The following is a 19,866-nucleotide window of genomic DNA, read 5'->3' as shown; positions in this document are numbered from 1 at the left end:
ATGCTGGACCCCGAGGCCGCGTTCGTCGGGGCCGTGCTCCATCTCTCGGCCGTGGCCGCGCTGGACGCTCTGCACCTCGTGAACGGCGAGGACTTCGCCGACCCCCGACTGGCGCTGGTCGCCGACGTGTGCCGGGAGCTGGCCGCGCGTGGCCTCGCCCCTGACCCGACCGTCGTGTTCGCGCACGCTCAGGCGAAGGCGGTCGTCACCGGCTCCGAGGCGGTGGGCAACCTGGCTCTGCTGCTGGCCGACCTGTACGGCGGTGTCCCGACGCCGGCCTCGGTCGGTTGGTACCGGCAGGGCCTTCTGAACGGGGCGCTGCGCCGCCGGTGCGAGATGCTCGCCACCCGTCTCAATCAGGCGGTCGGTCACGACAGCATGGAGTCGCTCCTCGGCCTGGTCGTCGCGGAGGTCACGGCGGTGCTGGCCGTCCAGCAGCGGCGGGCCGCTGCGGAGGCGGTGAACCGGTGAACGCCAACGATCTGTTCACCGACGGCGAGGACGAGATCCGCGAGAGCGTGTTCGCCGCAGCGGTGACCCTCGACGCGGAGCCGATGGCGGCGTCGACCGAACCGGACACCACCGTCCCGGACCGCGTGGAGAAGAAGTCGGCGGCCACCATGCTGGTGGAGATTGCTGCCGAGCTGTACGAGTTCGGGATCAGCACCGAGGGGCACACCTTCGGTGACCCCCGCTCCGGCCCTCCGGTGATCCGGCTGCTGCGCGGCGGCAAGACCTCGCTGCGCGGTCAGCTCGCGCGGGCCTACTTCGAGCGCACCGGTCGGGCCGCACCCCAGCAGGCGCTGGCCGACGCCCTCCTGGTGATTGAGGGCACGGCCGAGGACGGTGAGCCCCAGCGGCTGCACCTTCGGGCGGCCCAGCGCGGCGGCGCGCTCTGGCTCGACCTCGGCGATGCGACCGGCCGGGTCGTGCGGATCACCGCCGACGGCTGGACAGTCGCGCCGCAGGCCCCCGTGCTGTTCCGGCGCTCGGAGCTCAACGCGGCTCTGCCCGAGCCGGTGGTCGGCGGCGCGCTCGACGAGCTGTGGAACTGGCTGAACGTGGACCCGGCGGACCGGCCGCTGGTCGCGGCGTGGCTGGTGGCGATCCTCTGGCCCGATATGCCCCACCCGGTGCTGTCGATCTTCGGTGAGCAGGGCACCGGCAAGAGCAGCGCGACCAAGCTGCTGGTCAGCGTGCTCGACCCCTCGCCGGTGCCGCTGCGCAAGCCGCCGCGGGACGCAGACTCGTGGGTGACTGCGGCGACTGGCTCCCTGGTGGTCGGGCTCGACAACCTCTCCGACATCCCGGCATGGCTTTCGGACTCGATGTGCCGGGCGGTCACCGGGGACGGCGACGTTCGTCGCCGGCTCTACACCGACGGCGACTTCGCGGTGTTCGCCTTCCGCCGGTGCCTCCTGCTCAACGGGATCGACATCGGGGCCATCCGGGGCGACCTCGCCGAGCGGATGCTGCCGATCCACCTGCAGACCATCTCCGAGCAGGGGCGGCGTACCGAGGAGGAACTCTGGTCGGCCTGGGACCAGATGCACCCTCGGCTGCTCGGCGCGGTGCTCGACCTCGCAGCGGGTGTCGCGGGTGTCCTTCCCTCTGTCCGTCTGGAGAGCAAGCCCCGGATGGCCGACTTCGCGCGCATCCTGGCCGCCGTCGACCGGGTGCTCGGCACCAACGGGCTGGACCGCTATCTCGGCAAGCAGGGGGCCGTCGCCGTCGACACCCTCACCGGCGACCCGTTCATCACCGCCATCGAGCGCATGTACGCCGGCAACTCCTTCACCGGCACCGCGGTCGAGCTGCTCACCCGGCTGGCGTTCATGGCCGACACCCGCGCCAAGGGGTGGCCGGGCGACGCGCGGACGGTCACGCAGGTGCTGCGGCGGCAGGCCCCGACCATGCGCAGGGCCGGCTGGACCGTCCACGACGACGAGGGCAAGAACCACGACAAGGTCATCCGCTGGACGATCACTCCGCCCGAGCGTCCGGAGATGACCGGCGATCCTGGCCCGCAGCCCCCGCACCATCCCGCCGTCGCCTCGATGGGCGCGGGTAACGCGGGGGCCGCGGGTGCCGGATACACCGCATCTCGGGACGGCGGCCAGCTTCCCATCGCCGCCGTGCCCACGGTCAGCTCCACCGACTGCGGCCACCCGCTGACCGCCGCCGGCAAGTGCGTCACCTGCATCGTCGCGAAGCACAACCTTCGCGCCGGGACTGTTTCCGGCGAGCCGGCGGCGGAGGCTTCGTGATGCCCGGGGAAGGGGCGGTGCCGATCTTCCCGGCCTCGGCCGCTCTCGACCGCGCCGTCGGGATTTCCCTCCCCACTGAACGACCGCCTCCGCCGCCGCCCTGACGGCGGCCTCAGTGGGAGCTGCCCCGTACGCCTGCCGGAGCCCCGCGGGGGTGCTCCCGTTGCCCGGAGCCGGTCCGGCAGGCGTAGCGGGGCGCTCCGGGCAGCCGCCGGCCTGTCGACGCTCCTCGCCGAGCGAACTAACCGAACGACGACCGAACGAAGGAGTACGACCGTGAAGATCAACCAGCACGACATCGCCCAGCTCCCGGACGACACGATCCGCCGGATCGTCCTCGGGCTCCGCGACACCGCCGAGGGCGAGCCGGTCTCGGCCCGTCGCTTCACCGATCGGCTCGCCGCCGCCCTGGTGCGTGCTCTCCACGAGCGGCGGCGGCTGCTGGCCGTCGCCGAGCTGGAGCTGACCGAGGAGGACGAGGCCGAAGGTGCGCTCGTGACGCCTGGTGTCGACCCGGTCGCTCAGGCGCTGGACGAGCTGCGGCGCGGTGCCGCATGATCAAGTCCTCGGCTGGGGTCACCGCGCCCCGGAGCCACTGTCACCGCACAGGACGGCAGGCCGGATCAGCAGCGCTCCGCTGCATCCCCCTCCATGCCCTTCCTCTCCTGTGGAGCCAGTGACCCCATGCCTAAGCCCTCCGTGATCTTCCGTACCGCCGAGCAGTTCCGCGCCGACGACGCCTCGCCGGCCGACGTGCTCCGCGAGGCTGAGAGCGTCCGCGCTCGGATCGAGTACCTCCAGCGCAGCGCCGCTCCCACCGACGCTGAGCAGGCCGAGGTCCGCGGCCTCACCAAGACCCTTGATGGACTGCTGAACCTCGTCGAGGACCTGACCGTGATCGACCGGACCGGCGTCATCCCCGAGGGCGGCATCCTGATGGAGGGCGACGGCAGCGGCCGCCGCGCCTTCGTCGACGTCGGCGGCGACTACCGCGACGGCGTCCCGCTGACCGACCGGCAGTCCTTCGCCGGCTTCCTCCGCACCCGCGGCCTCGTCCGTGAGGAGGAGACCGGGCTGTCGCTGCGCAAGTACCTGCGCGGCGCGATGTTCGGCGAGTGGAGCGGCGCGGAGGCCGAGCGCCGGGCCATGACCGGCACGGTCGCCGCCGACGGCGGCTTCATGCTCCCGGCTCCGCTGGCCGCCGAGATCATCGACCTGGCCCGCGCCGAGACCCGCGTGTTCCAGGCCGGTGCGCGGCTGGTGCCGATGGCGAACCGGACGCTGGACGTTGCCCGCTGGGCCGAGGACCCGACGCCTGCATGGCGCGGCGAGGGCAACCCGCTCGCCGAGGACGACGCGGCGCTGGACAAGGTCACTCTGTCGGCGAAGTCGCTCGCGGTGGTCACCAAGATCACCCGGGAGCTGCTCGAGGACGCCAGCGGGATCGAGGAGCAGCTCCGGCGCGCCTTCGCGATCGGCTTCGCGCTCAAGGTCGACGGCGCGGCGATGTACGGCACCGGGACCGGCGACGAGCCCAGCGGCCTGATCAACACCACCGGCGTGACCAAGACCAACGTCGCGGCCAACGGTGGCTCGCCGACCTGGGACATCCTCGTCGACTCCGTCGGCCGCGTGCGAGACGCCAACGAGTCCCCGACGGCGCAGATCATGGCCGACCGGACCGCCCGCTCGCTGGGCAAGCAGAAGGACGGCCAGGGCACCTACCTGGCCGCCCCGGGCTACCTCGACGGCGTTCGCCGGCTGACCACCTCGCAGGTGCCGGTCAACCTCACCACCGGAACGAGCAACGACACCTCCGACGTGTTCACCGGCGACTTCTCGCAGCTCTACGTCGGCATCCGCACCGCGCTGACGATCACCGTGCTGCGCGAGCGGTACATGGTCGAAGAGGGTTCGTTCGGCCTCGTCGGCTGGTACCGCGGCGACATCGCCGTCGCCCGCCCCAAGGCGTTCGACATCGTCCGCGGCGTCCGGCTCTGACAGCCGGGGTCCCTTAATCCTCGGCCGGTGTGCCGTCCTCGTCGCGGAGCTGCTGCGGCGCACCGGCCGAGCTCAGCTGTACGCCTATTCGCTGGCTGGCCTTGCCTCTACAGAGTCTTGCGAGAGCCGCTCGATGAGCTCCTGGCGTTCTCGTTCGCGCTCCGCGGGTACGGGCATCTCTCTCGCCACGGCGAGTAGTGCAGCGCGTCGTAGGGGGCCGATATCGGCACTCGACCGAGCGGCGAAGACTGCAACGCCGAACCTTATGGCCTCATAGGCTGTGGCCAAGACCTTGAGAAGGGGCTCAAACTTGGGAGTTCGCATCACGCGGTGCTGGCCCGGCTCATACTCCTCCCTCAACTCCACCTCGTTGAGGTCTAATGCAGCCCAGCGCTTGCCGTGTGTAGATCCGCTTGCCAATCTCCACAGGTACTCAACGGCGTCCGGATTCATTCCCATCTCTGTTGAGGCTCCTCGGATCGTGTCCAAGTACGTGACGCGTCGTTTCACGTCCGCCTCTTGCAATTCCGGACCGACGCGAGAGAGAAAGCGGTCGATCTGTCGCTTTGCCTGTTCTACGCGGTTCCCCTGTAGCTTGTACGCTTTGCGCTGTTCCTCGAAATCGGCATACATGAGACGGAGGTGTCGGATAGCCAACTCCTCCGGTGAGTCGGCGGTCATTACCCAGATAGCCTGAGATGCCGATTCAAGCGCCGAGCGAGCGAGGCCCTGTATGGGACGCGGCCTCAGTCGGACGCGGGCAGATTCATGAAACTCCAGCGGCGCACTGAAGTCTGCCCACATCAGCCCGCTTTCAATGGCAGCCGAGAGGTACTCGTAGCACCAGTCGGAAGCCTTCTCCCAGCGATATAGCGCGTTGGCCTCCGCAAAGGGGCTGCTCGACGTAGGGTCCCCAATCGAGTGGAGAAGGTGACCTTCAACCCGGAGGCCTACCGCCAACTCTTTCAGCTGTTCGTATTGCGGGCCGCGATCAACGATGACTTCCTCCAGCATCGGCGAAGTCTAGCCATCGCTCATCAGCCGCGAGGGATGAGCCTATCGAGGGCGTTTCGCTGAATGTTCACTGACGCAACCGAGGGGCGCGTACGAGGTCCCAACGCATGGCGTCTTGCAGGGTGGGGCCGTGCCTGGTCATGCGCTTGGCCTCCGCCGCCTCGCGTATGTAGGCGGGGACGTCCGCGAGCACGCTGTTGACGGCCTCCGCCACGCCGTTGCTCCCGACCATCTGACAACGGATGCTGGCCCTGAAGATGTCCCCGCCTAGTCGTGACCGCTCCCGCGCGTCGACCTGTGGCCCCGCGTCCATGATCGCCTGGATGGCCGTGAGCAGTTCGGTGTAGACGTCGCTACGGCGGTCAAGTAGCCACTCCTGATGTGCCCACCGACGGGACTGCCAGCCGGTGAGAAGCGAGATGGTTCCGCCGATGAGCGCTCCCAGGACGACGCCACCGACACCGACGACCGCCGGCCAGATGTTCATGCCTCCCACCCTGCACCGCCGGGTCCGCCCTTCAACTCAAGGCTCGCGGGCGCACGCCGACTCGGAGACCTTGCAGGCGGACCTAGTTGCTGGCTCCGTCTACCTGCCTCTTGAACGGCTCCGAGAGCTCCGAGCGCGGCCACGCCTGGCGGTAGCTGCACACCGCCGGGAGGCAGGCCGGATGCGGCACGTTGTCGCCGGTTGACCTCTTCTGCATACATCACCATTGCGAAGACCATGGATTGCATCTGCGCTGCTGAGATGCGGATCGGTCGCCCGAGTTCCAACCCGAGATCGGGGCAAGTCGAAATCAGCCGTGCGTCCACCCTTCCACCCTTGTGAGCGACGACGTTGCGAAAGCCCTGCGCGATACGGAGGACACTGCGGACATCAGGGTCAAGAGGGCCGTCGAGGCCGATCGCGTCGAGTAGTGCTTCGAATTGGCCTGCGCCTGTTCGTAGGGGTGTCCCCTTCTTGCTCTTCAACTCCGCGACGACGTGGCGCTTCTGTTCAAGCGGGTCCAGGGCGAGAAACTTGTTCAGTTCGACCTGGATCTTCGGGAAGTGTTCAGAAGTCATGGTCTCAGGGTGAACATCAAGCCAGTTTGCGCTCACATCTTCAACCATTACCTCGAGCGCTCCCCAGAGCCCCATCAAGGAGTGATTGTGCAGGAGTGGAAACCCGCGCTCAATCTCGGATTCTGCAAGCTGGGCGCTGCGCTCTGCTCTCTCCAGTCGCGCCGCATCATCGGCTGTCCACTTCGACTCCTGATCACTCAACAGATCTTTGATGTGGAGGTTGATGCTTCGATAGCCCAGTAGGGCTCTCGCTCCGCCCTCGGTAAGATCTATCAAACTCATGGTGTCAGCGGCATAACGCAGGAAGTCGGAAAGAGCATTTCTGATTCGCTGCATCCCCGGATGCTCTTTGTCGCCGTCTTCTTGAGCCATGAAGGCGAGGCTAACAGCGAAGACGAGATCGCGAGTCGCGGTTCTCCCGGAGCGAGCGCCGCTCGGGACTCAGCTGCTTGATGCTTGATCGAGACCCCGCTAGGCCAGGAACCTGGCCACCCCTACGCGGTGACGGTGTAGCGATAGGTGATGGGGGTCAGCGCCGCATCCTCGGGCGACCAGGGCGATATCACCTTGAGGACCCCGCCGGAAGCGACGGGCTTCTCGCCCCGCTGCAGCGTGATGCTGTGGACGACGATGAGCGCCGTGTTCGGGTAGCACGCCTTGTGCAACTCGACCTCGGCCTTGGTCAGGATCACTTCGACGCCGGCCGAGACCGTGCCCTTCACCTCGACGTAAAGGCGCTGGCCCTCTTTACGCGCGTCGATGTCGTACGACTCAGTCGAGCCGACGTCCTTGATCGTGGTGAACTGCTGCTCCTTGAGGTACTGGCACGCCAGCCGTACCGCGTGCTGCTCGATCGCCAGGCGCTCGGCGGTGTTGAGGCGGTAGCCCCGCCCCTGGCGTCGCCGACGCGGCTCGGCCACCTCTTCGGCGGCGTTGACGGCATCGGCGACCTCGGGCGCGATTTCCCCGGGAGCTATGACGTCGGATGCGTACACGGCCCCGAGCAGCTCGGCGAGCCGCTGCAGGTCCTCGTTCAGTTGACCGTCCGCAGGGATGGCGTCGATGGGGTATTCGAGAGCGACGACGTTGCCGCGTTCGTAGCCGCGTCCCAAGTTCGATGAGCGAGCGTCGAGCTTGATGTCGTAGACCGCTCCGGCGAACGCCTTCAACCGGTCGGCGAGGAGAGCCCTGGCCCACTCCACGCGAGCCCGGAGCTGCTCGGCAGGCCGGGGGCGGAACTCTCCGTTGACCCAGACGGTGGTGCCCTGGTTGAGCGACAGGTAGACCCGGTCGCCGAGCGCGCTGAAGAGGTAGACCAGGTACCAGCCTTCCTGGGGGCTCGGGGAGTGGGTGGCCGAGAAGATGCGGATCCATGGCACCTCGGCCTTGAGCCCGGTGGAGTCCCGGCCGGTCACCGCGAGATCGCGCGCGTCCGGAGGCATCGCCGTGGTAACGGCATCCAATCGGTCCCGTAGCCAACCTGCCGCCTCCGTGCGGATGAGGACTCCGCGACGCTGCATCGCGACGGAGTTGCCTGAGGTCCAATCCGTCTGGAGCAGGAGGATCTCTTCTAGCTCGGGCTGCACGAGCGAGGACTGTATGCAGCCGGTAGGCGACGTCGGTGGACCTCCGCCGGTGCGGCGCTGGTCCGCCGGCCCCCGCAACGCTGGCAGCCGGACTGCCGGAGCTCGCTGCAAGAGACGGGTACTCGACCGCCTACGCTTCTTGCCGACCGGCGTTTTCCCTGGTCAGCACAGCGCTTATTGGCTAAGTCCTCATAATCCCTGGGTCGTGGGTTCGAGCCCCACCCGCCCCACACACGAGAGCGTGGGTCGGCGCAGCGGTCGCCGGTCCCGGGCGTGCTCGGGCGACGGGGCGCTCGAAGGTCACCAGGCTGCCCTCCACGCTGCCCGGCCCGATGCGGCCCTTCACGTCGACGGACGTGATCGCCTTGAGCTGCCAGCCCTCGCGGGCGTGCTCGTCGAGCAGCCTCTCGAGCTCGTCGCCGGACGTCTTGCCGCCGATCACGCCCTCGCGGAGCTCCTCGACCTCGTACTCGTGGCGTCCGGCCACCGCCCGCTCCCCTCGTCGGTGCTCGACGGGTCAGTCCGTCGGCCGGACGCCATGGCGTCCACGTCGGCCGACGCGTCCGGCACCGCTCGGCCCGGGTACGGGCACGGAGGACCACCAGGCAGGTAGTGGTGGACGCACGCGGTCGCCGGCGAGTAGACCGAACCCCTCACCCGAGTGGAGGGAGCGAGCCATGACCACCACCAGCGGCCAGGAGGCCGGGCAGGTCACCGGCACCCAGGACAAGGACTACAACCTCATCTGGTTCACCGAGCAGTGCCTGAGCAACGCGCTGCGGCTGGAGACCTACATCCAGGACGCCGACCGCGACGGCGACGGCGAACTCGCCGAGCTCTTCCGCAAGGCCCAGGCGGACAGCCGCAAGGGCGCTGAACAGGGCAAGCAGCTGCTCAGGTCCCGGCTCGGCGGCTGAGCCGACCGGTCGGACGGGCCCCGGGGAGACGCGGCACCGGTCTCCCCGGGGCCCGTGGTGTCACGGGCGGACACACCGGCGGTCCCCGCGAGGACACGGTCGGCCCGGCGCCGGCCGCCGGGCCGGGATGGTCGACGCGGCGTGTCGCGCGCGGCCGCACGAGAGCGCAGTGCCGGTCGCCCGGGACGGCGACCGGCACGGGACGCCCCTCAGCCGCCGAGGACGATCCGGAACGTCCCGCGGGAGCGGAAGTCCAGCCCGGCGCCCTCGAACTCCTCGATGTGGATCTCCCCCGACGCGGAGGCGAACTCGCCGGTGCCGCCGGTCACGGCCCAGCTGCTCGGCTCCCGCAGCACCGGGGCCGTGATGCCGGTGCGGCTCACGCCCTGCACGCTGAGCGAGCCGCGCGGCCCGACGTTGGTCGCGGTGCAGTGCAGCACCGTGCTGTCGGCGGCGAGGTCCACCTGGTGGAACACGCAGTGGCCCCGGTCGGTGGCGTCCCCGAGGCCGCCCGTGCTGGTGTTGGTGTAGACGAGCTCGTCACCCAGCGAGGGCACGCCGTTGGCGTCGTGGTCGAGGAAGACCTCCTCCACCCGGTCGGTCTCGAAGGTCCCCTCGAAGACCTCGCCCTCCGGGGCGGCTGCCGCGCCCGCCGGCCACACGACCACCCCCGCGACGAGGGCGGCGGAACCGGCGAGGGCGAGGCTGGTGCGCTTCTTCGGGGTGCGCATGGCGTCCACCTCCGGGGTGAGCGGGGATGCGGGGACACCGGCCGCGTCTGACCGGACACCGGGGTCAGCTCGCCCCGACGCTAGGACCGCGCCGTTCCCCGGAGAAGACACGAAGGTCCCCGCCGGAGGGGTCCGGGCTCCCTCAGGTCGCCCCGGGCGGACCGGCGAGCACCGTGGGGACGAACTCCAGCAGCTGGAGCCGGCCGTCGAACAGGCGGCTGTCGACCAGGTCGAGAGCGACGTCGGGATAGCCGTCGTAGACGCGGTCGGTCCCGGTGGCGCCGGTGATGACCGGGAAGACGACGACGCGGTAGCGGTCCACCAGGCCGGCGGCGAGCAGCGACCGGCACAGGCTGACGCTGCCCACCGTGCGCAGCGGTCGCGTGCCGCGCTCCTTCATCGCCCGCACGGCGGCCACGGCGTCGCCGTCGACCAGCTCGGTGTTCGCCCACGACAGCGGCGCGCGCAGGGTCGAGGAGAAGACCACCTTCGACATCGCCGTCAGGCCGGCGAGACCGGGGTCGTCGGGGATCTCGGCGGCGAAGCCGGACATCAGCCGGTACGTCGTCGCCCCCATGAGGACGGTCTGCTCCAGGGCGCCGTCCTGCCCCAGCCAGCCGAGGTACTCGGGCCCCTCCATGCCCCAGTAGCCGGGCCAGCCCTCCGCGGCCCCGTAGCCGTCGAGCGAGACGATGAAGTCCACCACCAGGTCGGACATCGGGCTCTCCTCCCCATCCGCAGCGTGCACGGTGGTGACCGGCCGGACGACGGGGACTCGTCGCCGGGTGCATCCGGGAGGCGGCCCGCGCACGAAGATCGTCCGTGAGCACGATGCCGGCGGACCCGCGGTGGGTCCTGCAGCCGTTGACCGACGCGGGCCTGGCGGGCGACCAGGTCAGCGACCTCGTCTTCCGCCTCGCCTTCGGCACCGTCGTCGACCCCGGCCGGCTCGACCCCGCCCACCTGGGCTCCCTGGTCGACGACCAGCCCGTGCACGTCCGTCGGGCGTGGCTGGAGGTGCTGGACCGGATGACGACGGGATCCGCCGGCTGACGGGAGCGGCGTGGGGTTCCTCACGGGCGCGGGACCGGCGGTAACTCGGCGGTGACACGACGCGCCTCGGGCGGAAACGAACGTCGGCGAGTGTCGGGCGCCGCTGACCGCGCAGCCGACCCGAGCGAGGACCCCGATGACCTTCCCGCCCCCCACCCGCTCCCCTCTCCGGCGGGCCGCCGCGGCGACCTCCGCCGTGGGCCTGGCCCTGGCCCTGGGCGCCTGCGGCGGGTCCGACGACCCCGGCGGACCGGGGGGATCCGGCGAGGGCGGCTTCGGCGAGCTGTCCGTCCAGCTGTCCTGGATCAAGAACGCCGAGTTCCTCGGCGAGTACGTGGCCGACACCAACGGCTACTACGCCGACGCCGGCTTCTCCTCGGTCAACCTCGTCGCCGGCCCCTCGACCGGCGTCGCCGAGCTGGTGCAGGGCTCGGTCGACGTCGCGCTCAGCGACGCCGTCTCGGTCGGCACCGCCGTCGCCAACGAGGACGCCCCGGTCCGGATCATCGGGACGACGTACCAGAAGAACCCGTTCACGATCCTGTCGCTGGCCGACGGCGGGGACATCGCGACGCCGCAGGACATGGTCGGCAAGCGGATCGGCGTCCAGGACTCCAACACCAGCCTCTTCCAGGCGCTGCTGGCCGCCAACGGCATCGACCCGGGCCAGGTCACCGTCGTCCCGGTGCAGTACGACCCCTCCGTGCTGGTCAACGGCGAGGTCGACGGCTTCGTCGCCTACCTGACCAACGAGTCGATCACCGTGGCGAGCCAGGGCCTGGCCGTCACCAACCTGCCCTTCGCCGACAACGGGCTGCCCTTCGTCGCCGAGACGTTCACCGCCACGGAGCAGTCGATCGCGGAGGACCGCGAGAGGCTCAAGGCGTTCCTCGTCGCCGAGATCCAGGGCTGGACCGACGTCCTGGCCGACCCCGAGGCCGCCGTCGACGTCTGCCTGGAGAGCTACGGCGCCGACCTCGGCCTGGTCCGGGAGAACGAGGTGCAGTCGGCGCACACCGCCAACGACGAGCTGATCACCACCGAGGACACCGAGGCCGAGGGCCTGTTCACGATCACCGACGAGCTGCAGCAGGAGACCGTCGAGTCCCTGGCCGGCGCCGGCGTCGAGATCCAGGCCGACGAGCTGTTCGACCTGTCCCTCCTCGAGGAGGTCTACGAGGAGAACCCGGAGCTCAGGGACTACCGGCCCTGACGACCCGGTGACCGAGACGACCACCACGTCCGGTGCCCGGGGCGCCGCCCTGGGCACCGGCGTGCAGATCACCGGCCTGTCCAAGACCTTCTCGATGGGCACCCGCCGGGTCGAGGCGCTGTCCGCGGTGGACCTGCACACCGACCGCGGCAGCTTCCTCTCCCTGCTCGGCCCGTCGGGCTGCGGCAAGTCCACGATCCTGCGGGTGCTGGCCGGGCTGGAGCAGCCGACCGGCGGCTCGATCCGGGTCGACGGGAAGAGCCCGCAGGAGCTGCGCCGCGGGCACGAGCTCGGCATCGCCTTCCAGGACGCCGCACTGCTGCCCTGGCGCAGCGTGCTGTCCAACATCCGGCTGCCCTTCGAGGTGGCCGGGGTGCGGGTCGACGACGCGTACGTGCGCGATCTGGTCGCGCTCGTCGGGCTCGAGGGCTTCGAGAAGGCCAGGCCGGCGCAGCTGTCCGGCGGCATGCGCCAGCGCGTGTCGATCGCGCGGGCGCTGGTCCTCAGGCCGTCGGTGCTGCTGCTCGACGAGCCGTTCGGCGCCCTGGACGACATGACCCGCCAGCGGCTCAACCTCGAGCTGCTGCGGATCTGGACCGAGAAGCCGGCGACCACCCTCATGGTCACCCACGGCATCACCGAAGCGGTGTTCCTCTCCGACCAGGTGGCGGTCATGAGCCCGCGGCCGGGCCGCGTGCGGGAGGTCATCGACGTCGACCTCCCCCGCCCGCGGACGCCGGAGATGCAGCGGACGCCGGAGTTCCACGCCTACGTCGACCGGGCGTCGGAGCTGCTGTTCGGCACCGGCGCGGGGACGGACGGGGACGGCGGGTGAGCGGCGTCCGGCTGCCGTCCTGGGCGGTCGGCGCGCTCGGGTCGGCACTGGTCGTCGCGCTGTGGTGGCTGGCCGCCGTCACGGTGCTGTCCGACGTCGGCGCCGGCTCGGTCGACGCGGTCCCCACCCCGCCCGAGGTGGTGGCCCAGTGGGCCGCCGACGGCTGGGCGTTCTACGGCCGCAACCTCGGCGTGACGTTGGAGGAGGGCGCACGGGGCTTCCTGTGGGGCAACGGGCTCGCGCTGCTGCTGGCCGCCGTCGTCCTGGTGGTGCCGCGGACCGAGGGCGTCGTCACGCAGCTGGCGACCATCACCTACTGCGTGCCGATCGTCGCCGTCGGCCCGCTGGTGCTGATCATCACCGGCGCCCCGGACGTCGGCGAGGCCTCCGGGACGGCGGTCTTCCTCGCGGCGCTGAGCTGCTTCTTCACCACCGTCGTCGGCACGCTGCTCGGCCTGCGCGCCGCCGACCGGGCCGCACTCGACGTGGTCGCCGTCCACGGCGGCGGGGCGCTCACCCAGCTGCGCAAGGTCCGGCTGGTCGCCGCGCTGCCGGGCGTCCTCACCGCGCTGCAGATCGCGGTGCCGGCCTGCTTCCTCGGCGCCGTCCTGGGCGAGTACTTCGGCAAGGTCGACGTCGGCATCGGGCCGGCGATGACCGCCGCGCAGCAGGGCCTCAACCCGGCGCGGGTGTGGGGCATCGCGCTGGCCTCCGGTGCGGTGGCGACCGTCGGCTTCGCCCTGCTCGGGCTGGTCGCCCGGTTCGTGACCCCCTGGTCGAGAGGACGGCAGTCCTGATGGCGCAGACGCCCGGCGGGCCCCGGACGGCGGCCGCGGCGGGGGACGCCGCGGCCCGGCGCGGGGAGGTCCGGCGGCAGGCCACCCGGGCGGTGCTGCGCGCGCTGGCGCGCTCGCTGCTCACCTCCCTCGGGACGCTGGTCGTCGTCGGGGTGCTGTGGGTCGGCGTGATCGAGCTGTTCGGCATCTCGTCCTACGTCGCCAAGGGCCCGCTGGACGTGTGGGCGTACCTGGTCACCGACGACGACGCCGGCGAGCACCGGTCGCTGCTGCTCGACCGGCTGGGCACCAGCCTGGGGCACGCCCTGATCGGCTTCGTCGCCGGCCTGGCGGCGGCGTTGCTGGGCGCGACGGCGTTCCGGCTGTCGCGGGGCGTGGAGCACGCGCTCATGCCGATCGCGATGCTGCTGCGCTCGGTGCCGCTGGTCGCGATGGCGCCGCTGATCATCCTGGTGTTCGGCCGGGACGTCGCCACGGTCGCGGTGGTCGCCGGGATCGTCGTGCTGTTCCCCGCGCTGGTGACGATCGCCTTCGGGTTGCGGTCGGCGTCCCCGCAGGTGCTCGACGTCGTGCACGTGTACGGGGGCGGCCCGCTGACCGCGCTGCGGAAGGTGGCGCTGCCCGCGTCGCTGCCGGCGTTCTTCGCCGCCGTCCGCGTCTCCGTGCCCGGCGCGCTCACCGGGGCGCTGCTGGTCGAGTGGCTGGCCACCGGCGACGGCATCGGCTCGGCGATCCAGACCGCGTACGCGCAGGTGCAGTTCTCGCTGGTCTGGTCGGCGGTCGTGGTGGTGACCGCGGTGTCGCTGGTGCTCTACCACCTCGTGCAGATCGGGGAGACGGTCGTGCTGGCCCGGATGGGGATGACGCCGGGCGAGGGCACCTGAGACGGGGGCCGTCCGTCCTCCCACCTCAACGTATAGCGCCCCCCGGGGCTTGCGGCAAGGCCCGGGTCGGGGCCCACACTCGCCCGCCGTGACCCCCCTGAGCACCACCGTGTTCGCCCTCCCCGACGACCTCGCCGCCAAGGCGGACCCGGCGCTGGTCGCCGACGACGCCGCGCACCTCGCCGCCGTCGCGGCGAGCCTCGAGCGGACCGTCGCCGAGCTGGGCAACCGCCTCGACGCCGAGCGCCGGTCCCCCGGCGGCCACGGCCAGGCGGCGCTGGACCGGGACCTGGAGGTGCACCGGCTCACCTCCCGGCTGCGGACCCTGCGCCGCTTCGGCCTGGACCTGTGCCTCGGGCGCACGGTGCCCGCGGACGGCGGCGAGCCGGTCTACGTCGGGCGGCTCGGCCTCACCGACGGCGCGGGCCGCCGGCTGCTGGTCGACTGGCGTTCCCCGGCCGCCGCGCCGTTCTTCGGCGCCACCCACGCCGACCCGATGGGGCTGGCCAGCCGCCGCCGGTACCGCTGGACCCGCGGCCGGATCACCGACTACTGGGACGAGGTGTTCACCCCCGACGGGCTCCGGGGGCACGCCGCGCTCGACGACCAGTCCGCGTTCATCGCCAGCCTCGGCAGCGACCGGTCGGACCGCATGCGGGACGTGCTCGCCACCATCCAGGCCGACCAGGACGCGATCATCCGCGCGGGCTCCCGCGGCGCGCTCGTCGTCGACGGCGGCCCGGGGACGGGCAAGACCGTCGTCGCCCTGCACCGCACCGCCTACCTCCTCTACTCCGACCCGCGCCTCGGGCACCACCGGGGCGGCGTGCTGTTCGTCGGCCCGCACCAGCCCTACCTGGCCTACGTCTCCGACGTCCTGCCCGGCCTCGGCGAGGAGGGCGTGCGGACCTGCACGCTGCGGGACCTGGTGCCCGAGGGGGCGACGGCCGGTGTCGAGGCCGACCCGCACGTGGCCGGGCTGAAGGCGTCCGCGCGGATGGCCGAGGCGGTCGAGGCGGCGGTGCGCTTCCACGAGGAGCCGCCGTCCCGCGGGACGACGGTCACGACCCCGTGGGCCGACGTGTGGCTGGGCCCCGACGACTGGGCCGAGGCGTTCGAGGCGCCCGACCCCGGCACACCGCACAACGAGGCGCGCGGGCAGGCGTGGGAGGCGCTGGTCTCCATCGTCGTGGACGCGCACGACGACGAGGACGCCGAGCCGGACGAGGTGCGGCGGGCGGTGCGGCGGGACGGCGACCTGCGTGCGGCGTTCGACCGCGCCTGGCCGCTGCTGGAGGCCGCCGACGTCGTCGGGGACCTGTGGTCGGTGCCGGCCTACCTGCGCCGGTGCGCGCCCTGGCTCGCTGCCGACGACGTCCGGGCGCTGCGGCGCGCGGACCCGCGGGCGTGGACGGTGTCGGACCTGCCGCTGCTCGACGCGGCGCGGCAGCGGATCGGCGACCCGGACGTGGAGCGGCGGCGGCGCCGGCACGACGCGGTCGTCGCGGCCGAGCGCGAGCGGATGGCCGGCGTCGTCGACGAGCTGATCGCGGCCGACGACTCCGAGCTGCTGCTGATGACCTCCCTGCGCCACCAGGACCTCCGCGACGCCCTGGTCGACGAGGCCGCGCTGCCCCAGGCCGACCCGGACGTGCTCGCCGGCCCGTTCGCGCACGTCGTCGTCGACGAGGCGCAGGAGCTGACCGACGCGGAGTGGCAGGTGCTGCTGCGCCGCTGCCCGTCCCGCAGCCTCACCGTCGTCGGGGACCGCGCGCAGGCCCGGCACGGGTTCCCGGAGTCGTGGGAGGAGCGGCTCGGGCGGGTCGGCCTCCCCGACGTGCGGCTGGCCTCGCTGACCGTCAACTACCGCACGCCGGAGGAGGTCATGGCCGAGGCCGCACCGGTCATCCGGGCCGCGGTCCCGGACGCCAACGTGCCGACGTCGGTCCGCAGCACCGGCGTCCCCGTCGCGCACGGGTCCGCCGCGGACCTGCGGGCGGTCGTGGACGGCTGGCTGGCCGCGCACGCCGAGGGCGTCGCGTGCGTCATCGGCGACCCGGCGTTCCCGGCGACGTCGCGCGTGCGGTCGCTGACGCCGGTGCTGGCGAAGGGGCTCGAGTTCGACCTGGTCGTCCTCGTCGACCCCGACCGGTTCGGCGAGGGGATCGAGGGGGCGGTCGACCGGTACGTCGCGATGACCCGGGCGACGCAGCGGCTCGTCGTCCTCACGAGCCGCTGACGGCGGCGCGGGCCCCGCGGGACGGGGCCCGCGCCACGGGTCAGCGGAGGGTGGCGGTGTCGATGACGAACCGGTAGCGGACGTCGGAGGCGAGCACCCGCTCGTAGGCCTCGTTGACCCGCTCGGCGGGGATGACCTCGACCTCGGCGCCGATCCCGTGCTCGCCGCAGAAGTCGAGCATCTCCTGGGTCTCGGCGATGCCGCCGATCATCGAGCCGGCGTAGGTGCGCCGGCCGCCGATCAGCGACATGGCGTGCAGGCTCAGCGGCTCGGCGGGCGCCCCGACGTTGACCAGCGCGCCGTCCACGGCCAGCAGCGACAGGTGGGCGTCGAGGTCGATCGGCGCGCTCACCGTGTTCACGATCAGGTCGAACCGGCCGGCCAGCCGCGCGAACGTGTCCGGGTCGCTGGTGGCGGCGTAGTGGGTGGCGCCGAGCCGCAGGCCGTCCTCCTGCTTCTTCAGCGACTGGGACAGCACCGTGACCTCGGCGCCCATCGCGGCGGCGAGCTTGACGGCCACGTGGCCCAGCCCGCCGAGGCCGACGACGGCGACCCGCCGGCCCGGCCCGGCGCCCCAGCGGCGCAGCGGCGAGTACGTGGTGATGCCGGCGCACAGCAGCGGCGCGGCTGCCGCGGGGTCGATGCCGTCGGGCACCCGCAGGACGAAGCCGGCGTCGACGACCACGTGGGTGGAGTAGCCGCCCTGGGTGGTGGTGCCATCCCGGTCGGTGCCGGCGTAGGTGGGCACCATGCCGTCCAGGCAGTACTGCTCGTCGCCGTTGCGGCAGTTCGCGCACTCGCCGCGGGAGTCGACCATGCAGCCGACGCCGACGCGGTCGCCGACCCGGTGGGTGGTGACGTCGGCGCCGACCTCGGCGACGACGCCGACGATCTCGTGGCCGGGGACGACGGGGAAGGGCTGCGGGCCCCAGTCGCCGTTGACCGTGTGGATGTCGGAGTGGCAGATGCCGGCGTACTCGATGGCGATGAGGACGTCGTCCGGGCCGACGTCGCGGCGCTCGATGGTCGTGGGGGCCAGGGGCCGGCCGGCGGCCGGGGCGGCGTAGGCGGTGACGCGCACGAGGGGGTGCTCTCCGTTCTGGGGGCCGTCAGTCGACGGCGGGGCGGCGGCGTGCTCCTCGTCGGTGACGGGGGTCAGCCAGTGGACGGCGGCGTGCTGGTCGTCGGCCTCAGGGGCGCAGCAGCGCCTTGATGGCGCGGCGCTCGTCCATGGCGCGGTAGCCCTCGGCGGCCTGCTCCAGCGGGAGCTCGAGGTCGAAGACCCTCCCGGGGTCGATGGTGCGGCTGCAGATCAGGTCGATCAGCTCGGGCAGGAACCGGCGCACCGGGGCGGGGCCGCCGTGCAGGTGGACGCCGGAGAAGAACAGCTCCTCGCCGGGCAGCGAGACGTCGTGGCTGACGCCGACGTAGCCGACGTGGCCGCCGGCGCGGGTGGCGCGGATCGCCTGCACCATCGACTCCTGGGTGCCCACGGCCTCGATCACCGAGTGCGCGCCCAGGCCGCCGGTGAGCTCCTCCAGCTCCGCCACGCCCTCGTCGCCGCGGGAGGTGACGACGTCGGTGGCGCCGAACTCGCGGGCCAGCCGCTGCCGGTCCTCGTGCCGGCTGAAGACGACGACCCGCTCGGCGCCGAGCTGCCGGGCGGCCAGGACGCCGAGCAGGCCGACCGCGCCGTCGCCGACGACGGCGACCGTCCTGCCGGGGCCGGCCTCGGCGGCGACGGCGGCGAACCAGCCGGTGCCCAGCACGTCGGAGGCGGCGAGCAGGCCGGGGACCAGGTCGTCCGACGGCAGGTCGGGGGTGGCGACGAGGGTGCCGTCGGCCAGCGGGATCCGCGCGTACTGCGCCTGCGCGCCGGTCGGGGCGCCGGGCTGCCGGTTGACGCAGTGCGTCTGGTAGCCGGCGCGGCAGATCTCGCAGGTGTTGTCGGAGGCGAAGAAGGAGCCGACGACGAACTGCCCGGGCCGGACGGTGCGGACCTCGCTGCCGACCTCCTCGACGACGCCGACGTACTCGTGCCCCATCGGCGACGGGCCGGCCACCGCCTCGATGCCGCGGTAGGGCCACAGGTCCGAGCCGCACACGCAGGCGGCGGCGAGCCGGATGACGGCGTCGGTGGGCTGCTCGATCCGCGGGTCCGGGCGGTCCTCGACGCGGACGTCGCCGGGGGCGTACAGGACGGCTCCTCGCACGGTGCTGCTCCTCGTGGGTCGTTCGGGGTGTGCACCCCACGGAACCCCCTCCGGCGCACGCGCGGGGGGTCGGCCTTGTGGGGGTACTGGCACGACCCCCCTGGCCCGGCGGGCCGCCGTACCGTCGGACGAGTGGACAACCGCGCCGACATCCGCGACTTCCTGGTCAGCCGGCGCGCCCGGATCAGTCCGGAGCGGGCCGGGCTGCTGCCCGGCGGCGGACGCCGGAGGGTGCCCGGGCTGCGCCGCGAGGAGGTCGCCGTCCTCGCCGGGGTGAGCACCGACTGGTACACCCGGCTGGAGAAGGGCCACATCGCCGGCGTCTCCGAGGACGTGCTCGAGGCCGTCGCCCGGGCGCTGCGGCTCGACGAGGCCGAGCGCACCCACCTGTTCAACCTGGCCCGCGCCGCCACCCGCCCGGCCCGCACGCCGCAGCGTCGCGGCAGGGCGCGGATACAGCCGCGGGTGCAGTGGATGCTCGACTCGATGACGGGCTCGGCCGCCCTCGTCGCCAACGGCCGCCTGGACGTCCTGGCGACCAACGCCCTCGGCCGGGCGCTGCACTCACCGCTGTTCGACGGTCCGCGGCGGCCGGCGAACTTCGCCCGCTTCCAGTTCCTCGACCCGGGTGCGCGCGACTACTACGCCGACTGGGAGCTCGCCGCCAACACCACCGTCGCGCTGCTGCGCGGGGAGGCCGGCCGCCGCCCGCACGACGCGCAGCTGCGCGAGCTGGTCGGGGAGCTGTCCACGGTCAGCGAGGAGTTCCGGGTCCGCTGGGCGGCGCACGACGTCCGCATCCACCACAACGGCGCCAAGCGGTTCCACCACCCCGTCGTCGGCACGCTCGACCTGGGCTACCACACGTTCGACCTGCCGGCCGAGGACTCCGCGGACCTGCGCATGACGATCTACACCGCCGAGCCCGGCACGCCGTCGGAGGACGCCCTCAGGCTGCTCGCCAGCTGGGCCGCGACCGCGGGACAGGAGCAGCCCGGCGCGGCGGCCGACCGCGTCTGACCCGGCGGGTGTCGTCCGGTCGGCCGGCCGG

21 protein-coding genes are annotated in these 19,866 nt (G+C 72.2%); 12 read left to right on the top strand and 9 right to left on the bottom strand.

Annotated elements, in window-relative coordinates; translation table 11 throughout:
• The 4 genes from ACI79Z_RS11235 (at position 1) to ACI79Z_RS11220 (ending at position 4,268) form a co-directional block, all read left to right on the top strand.
• The gene (locus ACI79Z_RS11235) at positions 1-471 is read left to right on the top strand and encodes a hypothetical protein (RefSeq protein ID WP_456902668.1); all 471 of its coding nucleotides are present in this window, start codon (positions 1-3) and stop codon (positions 469-471) included.
• Positions 468-2,267 (top strand): hypothetical protein, encoded by a 1,800-nt coding sequence (locus tag ACI79Z_RS11230; RefSeq protein WP_456902667.1) that lies wholly within the window; start codon positions 468-470, stop codon positions 2,265-2,267. The genes ACI79Z_RS11235 and ACI79Z_RS11230 overlap by 4 nt, the downstream gene beginning before the upstream one ends.
• 276 nt (positions 2,268-2,543) lie before the next feature.
• Positions 2,544-2,825, top strand: a complete 282-nt coding sequence (locus tag ACI79Z_RS11225) for a hypothetical protein (RefSeq protein WP_456902666.1) — start codon at positions 2,544-2,546, stop codon at positions 2,823-2,825.
• 126 nt (positions 2,826-2,951) lie between these two features.
• Positions 2,952-4,268, top strand: a complete 1,317-nt coding sequence (locus ACI79Z_RS11220; protein WP_456902665.1) for a phage major capsid protein — start codon at positions 2,952-2,954, stop codon at positions 4,266-4,268.
• 84 nt (positions 4,269-4,352) lie between these two features.
• Here ACI79Z_RS11220 and ACI79Z_RS11215 read toward each other — a convergent pair whose 3' ends face one another.
• The 5 genes from ACI79Z_RS11215 to ACI79Z_RS11195 all read right to left on the bottom strand — a co-directional run bounded on the left by ACI79Z_RS11215 (position 4,353) and on the right by ACI79Z_RS11195 (position 8,420).
• Positions 4,353-5,282, bottom strand: a complete 930-nt coding sequence (locus ACI79Z_RS11215; RefSeq protein ID WP_456902664.1) for a hypothetical protein — start codon at positions 5,280-5,282, stop codon at positions 4,353-4,355.
• A gap of 67 nt (positions 5,283-5,349) precedes the next feature.
• Positions 5,350-5,769, bottom strand: coding sequence for a hypothetical protein (locus ACI79Z_RS11210; protein WP_456902663.1), 420 nt, complete (start codon positions 5,767-5,769; stop codon positions 5,350-5,352).
• On the bottom strand, positions 5,766-6,719 hold the full coding sequence (locus ACI79Z_RS11205) for a hypothetical protein (protein WP_456902662.1): 954 nt from the start codon (positions 6,717-6,719) through the stop codon (positions 5,766-5,768). Before ACI79Z_RS11205 ends, ACI79Z_RS11210 begins: the two co-directional genes overlap by 4 nt.
• A 122-nt stretch (positions 6,720-6,841) precedes the next feature.
• Positions 6,842-7,933 (bottom strand): MrcB family domain-containing protein, encoded by a 1,092-nt coding sequence (locus tag ACI79Z_RS11200; RefSeq protein ID WP_456902661.1) that lies wholly within the window; start codon positions 7,931-7,933, stop codon positions 6,842-6,844.
• Positions 7,934-8,114: 181 nt separating this feature from the next.
• A complete protein-coding gene (locus tag ACI79Z_RS11195) occupies positions 8,115-8,420 on the bottom strand; it encodes a DUF4177 domain-containing protein (RefSeq protein ID WP_456902660.1) in 306 nt (101 codons plus the stop codon).
• Between the two features lie 190 nt (positions 8,421-8,610).
• On the opposite strand from ACI79Z_RS11195, the gene ACI79Z_RS11190 reads away from it, so the two are divergent.
• Positions 8,611-8,850, top strand: a complete 240-nt coding sequence (locus tag ACI79Z_RS11190) for a hypothetical protein (RefSeq protein ID WP_456902659.1) — start codon at positions 8,611-8,613, stop codon at positions 8,848-8,850.
• A 209-nt stretch (positions 8,851-9,059) separates the two neighbouring features.
• Here ACI79Z_RS11190 and ACI79Z_RS11185 read toward each other — a convergent pair whose 3' ends face one another.
• Positions 9,060-9,581 (bottom strand): hypothetical protein, encoded by a 522-nt coding sequence (locus ACI79Z_RS11185; protein WP_456902658.1) that lies wholly within the window; start codon positions 9,579-9,581, stop codon positions 9,060-9,062.
• A 142-nt stretch (positions 9,582-9,723) separates the two neighbouring features.
• A complete protein-coding gene (locus ACI79Z_RS11180) occupies positions 9,724-10,299 on the bottom strand; it encodes a dihydrofolate reductase family protein (protein ID WP_456902657.1) in 576 nt (191 codons plus the stop codon).
• A gap of 104 nt (positions 10,300-10,403) precedes the next feature.
• Between ACI79Z_RS11180 and ACI79Z_RS11175 the strand changes: the two genes are divergently transcribed.
• The 6 genes from ACI79Z_RS11175 (at position 10,404) to helR (ending at position 16,602) form a co-directional block, all read left to right on the top strand.
• Positions 10,404-10,634: a hypothetical protein gene (locus ACI79Z_RS11175; protein WP_387984873.1), complete on the top strand. Its 231-nt coding sequence runs from the start codon at positions 10,404-10,406 to the stop codon at positions 10,632-10,634.
• 136 nt (positions 10,635-10,770) lie between these two features.
• Positions 10,771-11,847: an ABC transporter substrate-binding protein gene (locus ACI79Z_RS11170; protein WP_456902656.1), complete on the top strand. Its 1,077-nt coding sequence runs from the start codon at positions 10,771-10,773 to the stop codon at positions 11,845-11,847.
• A gap of 7 nt (positions 11,848-11,854) precedes the next feature.
• The gene (locus ACI79Z_RS11165; RefSeq protein ID WP_456902655.1) at positions 11,855-12,682 is read left to right on the top strand and encodes an ABC transporter ATP-binding protein; all 828 of its coding nucleotides are present in this window, start codon (positions 11,855-11,857) and stop codon (positions 12,680-12,682) included.
• Complete coding sequence (locus ACI79Z_RS11160; RefSeq protein WP_456902654.1) at positions 12,679-13,479, top strand: ABC transporter permease; 801 nt, start codon at positions 12,679-12,681, stop codon at positions 13,477-13,479. The genes ACI79Z_RS11165 and ACI79Z_RS11160 overlap by 4 nt, the downstream gene beginning before the upstream one ends.
• Positions 13,479-14,363 carry an ABC transporter permease gene (locus tag ACI79Z_RS11155; RefSeq protein ID WP_456902653.1) on the top strand — a complete coding sequence of 295 codons (885 nt, stop codon included), beginning with the start codon at positions 13,479-13,481 and terminating at the stop codon, positions 14,361-14,363. Before ACI79Z_RS11160 ends, ACI79Z_RS11155 begins: the two co-directional genes overlap by 1 nt.
• Positions 14,364-14,451: 88 nt before the next feature.
• Positions 14,452-16,602 (top strand): RNA polymerase recycling motor ATPase HelR, encoded by a 2,151-nt coding sequence (helR, locus tag ACI79Z_RS11150; RefSeq protein ID WP_456902652.1) that lies wholly within the window; start codon positions 14,452-14,454, stop codon positions 16,600-16,602.
• 40 nt (positions 16,603-16,642) lie between these two features.
• Here the strand turns inward: helR and ACI79Z_RS11145 are convergent, their stop codons facing one another.
• Together ACI79Z_RS11145 and ACI79Z_RS11140 are read right to left on the bottom strand one after the other, a co-directional pair.
• Positions 16,643-17,683: an NAD(P)-dependent alcohol dehydrogenase gene (locus ACI79Z_RS11145; protein WP_456902651.1), complete on the bottom strand. Its 1,041-nt coding sequence runs from the start codon at positions 17,681-17,683 to the stop codon at positions 16,643-16,645.
• Positions 17,684-17,792: 109 nt separating this feature from the next.
• Complete coding sequence (locus ACI79Z_RS11140; protein WP_387984891.1) at positions 17,793-18,815, bottom strand: zinc-dependent alcohol dehydrogenase family protein; 1,023 nt, start codon at positions 18,813-18,815, stop codon at positions 17,793-17,795.
• 132 nt (positions 18,816-18,947) lie between these two features.
• Between ACI79Z_RS11140 and ACI79Z_RS11135 the strand changes: the two genes are divergently transcribed.
• Positions 18,948-19,835, top strand: coding sequence for a helix-turn-helix transcriptional regulator (locus ACI79Z_RS11135; RefSeq protein WP_456902650.1), 888 nt, complete (start codon positions 18,948-18,950; stop codon positions 19,833-19,835).
• Positions 19,836-19,866 lie beyond the last annotated feature (31 nt).

The sequence above is a fragment of the Geodermatophilus sp. SYSU D00663 genome (assembly GCF_054050655.1).
This window is presented reverse-complemented; position numbering and strand designations above follow the sequence as displayed.

Excerpts from the sequence above, each read along its gene's own strand:
- ACI79Z_RS11235 (WP_456902668.1), top strand. The coding sequence starts at position 1 with ATGCTGGACCCCGAGGCCGCGTTCGTCGGGGCCGTGCTCCATCTCTCG.
- ACI79Z_RS11220 (WP_456902665.1), top strand. The coding sequence starts at position 2,952 with ATGCCTAAGCCCTCCGTGATCTTCCGTACCGCCGAGCAGTTCCGCGCC.
- ACI79Z_RS11215 (WP_456902664.1), bottom strand. The coding sequence starts at position 5,282 with ATGCTGGAGGAAGTCATCGTTGATCGCGGCCCGCAATACGAACAGCTG.
- ACI79Z_RS11210 (WP_456902663.1), bottom strand. The coding sequence starts at position 5,769 with ATGAACATCTGGCCGGCGGTCGTCGGTGTCGGTGGCGTCGTCCTGGGA.
- ACI79Z_RS11205 (WP_456902662.1), bottom strand. The coding sequence starts at position 6,719 with ATGGCTCAAGAAGACGGCGACAAAGAGCATCCGGGGATGCAGCGAATC.
- ACI79Z_RS11190 (WP_456902659.1), top strand. The coding sequence starts at position 8,611 with ATGACCACCACCAGCGGCCAGGAGGCCGGGCAGGTCACCGGCACCCAG.
- ACI79Z_RS11185 (WP_456902658.1), bottom strand. The coding sequence starts at position 9,581 with ATGCGCACCCCGAAGAAGCGCACCAGCCTCGCCCTCGCCGGTTCCGCC.
- ACI79Z_RS11180 (WP_456902657.1), bottom strand. The coding sequence starts at position 10,299 with ATGTCCGACCTGGTGGTGGACTTCATCGTCTCGCTCGACGGCTACGGG.
- ACI79Z_RS11170 (WP_456902656.1), top strand. The coding sequence starts at position 10,771 with ATGACCTTCCCGCCCCCCACCCGCTCCCCTCTCCGGCGGGCCGCCGCG.
- ACI79Z_RS11155 (WP_456902653.1), top strand. The coding sequence starts at position 13,479 with ATGGCGCAGACGCCCGGCGGGCCCCGGACGGCGGCCGCGGCGGGGGAC.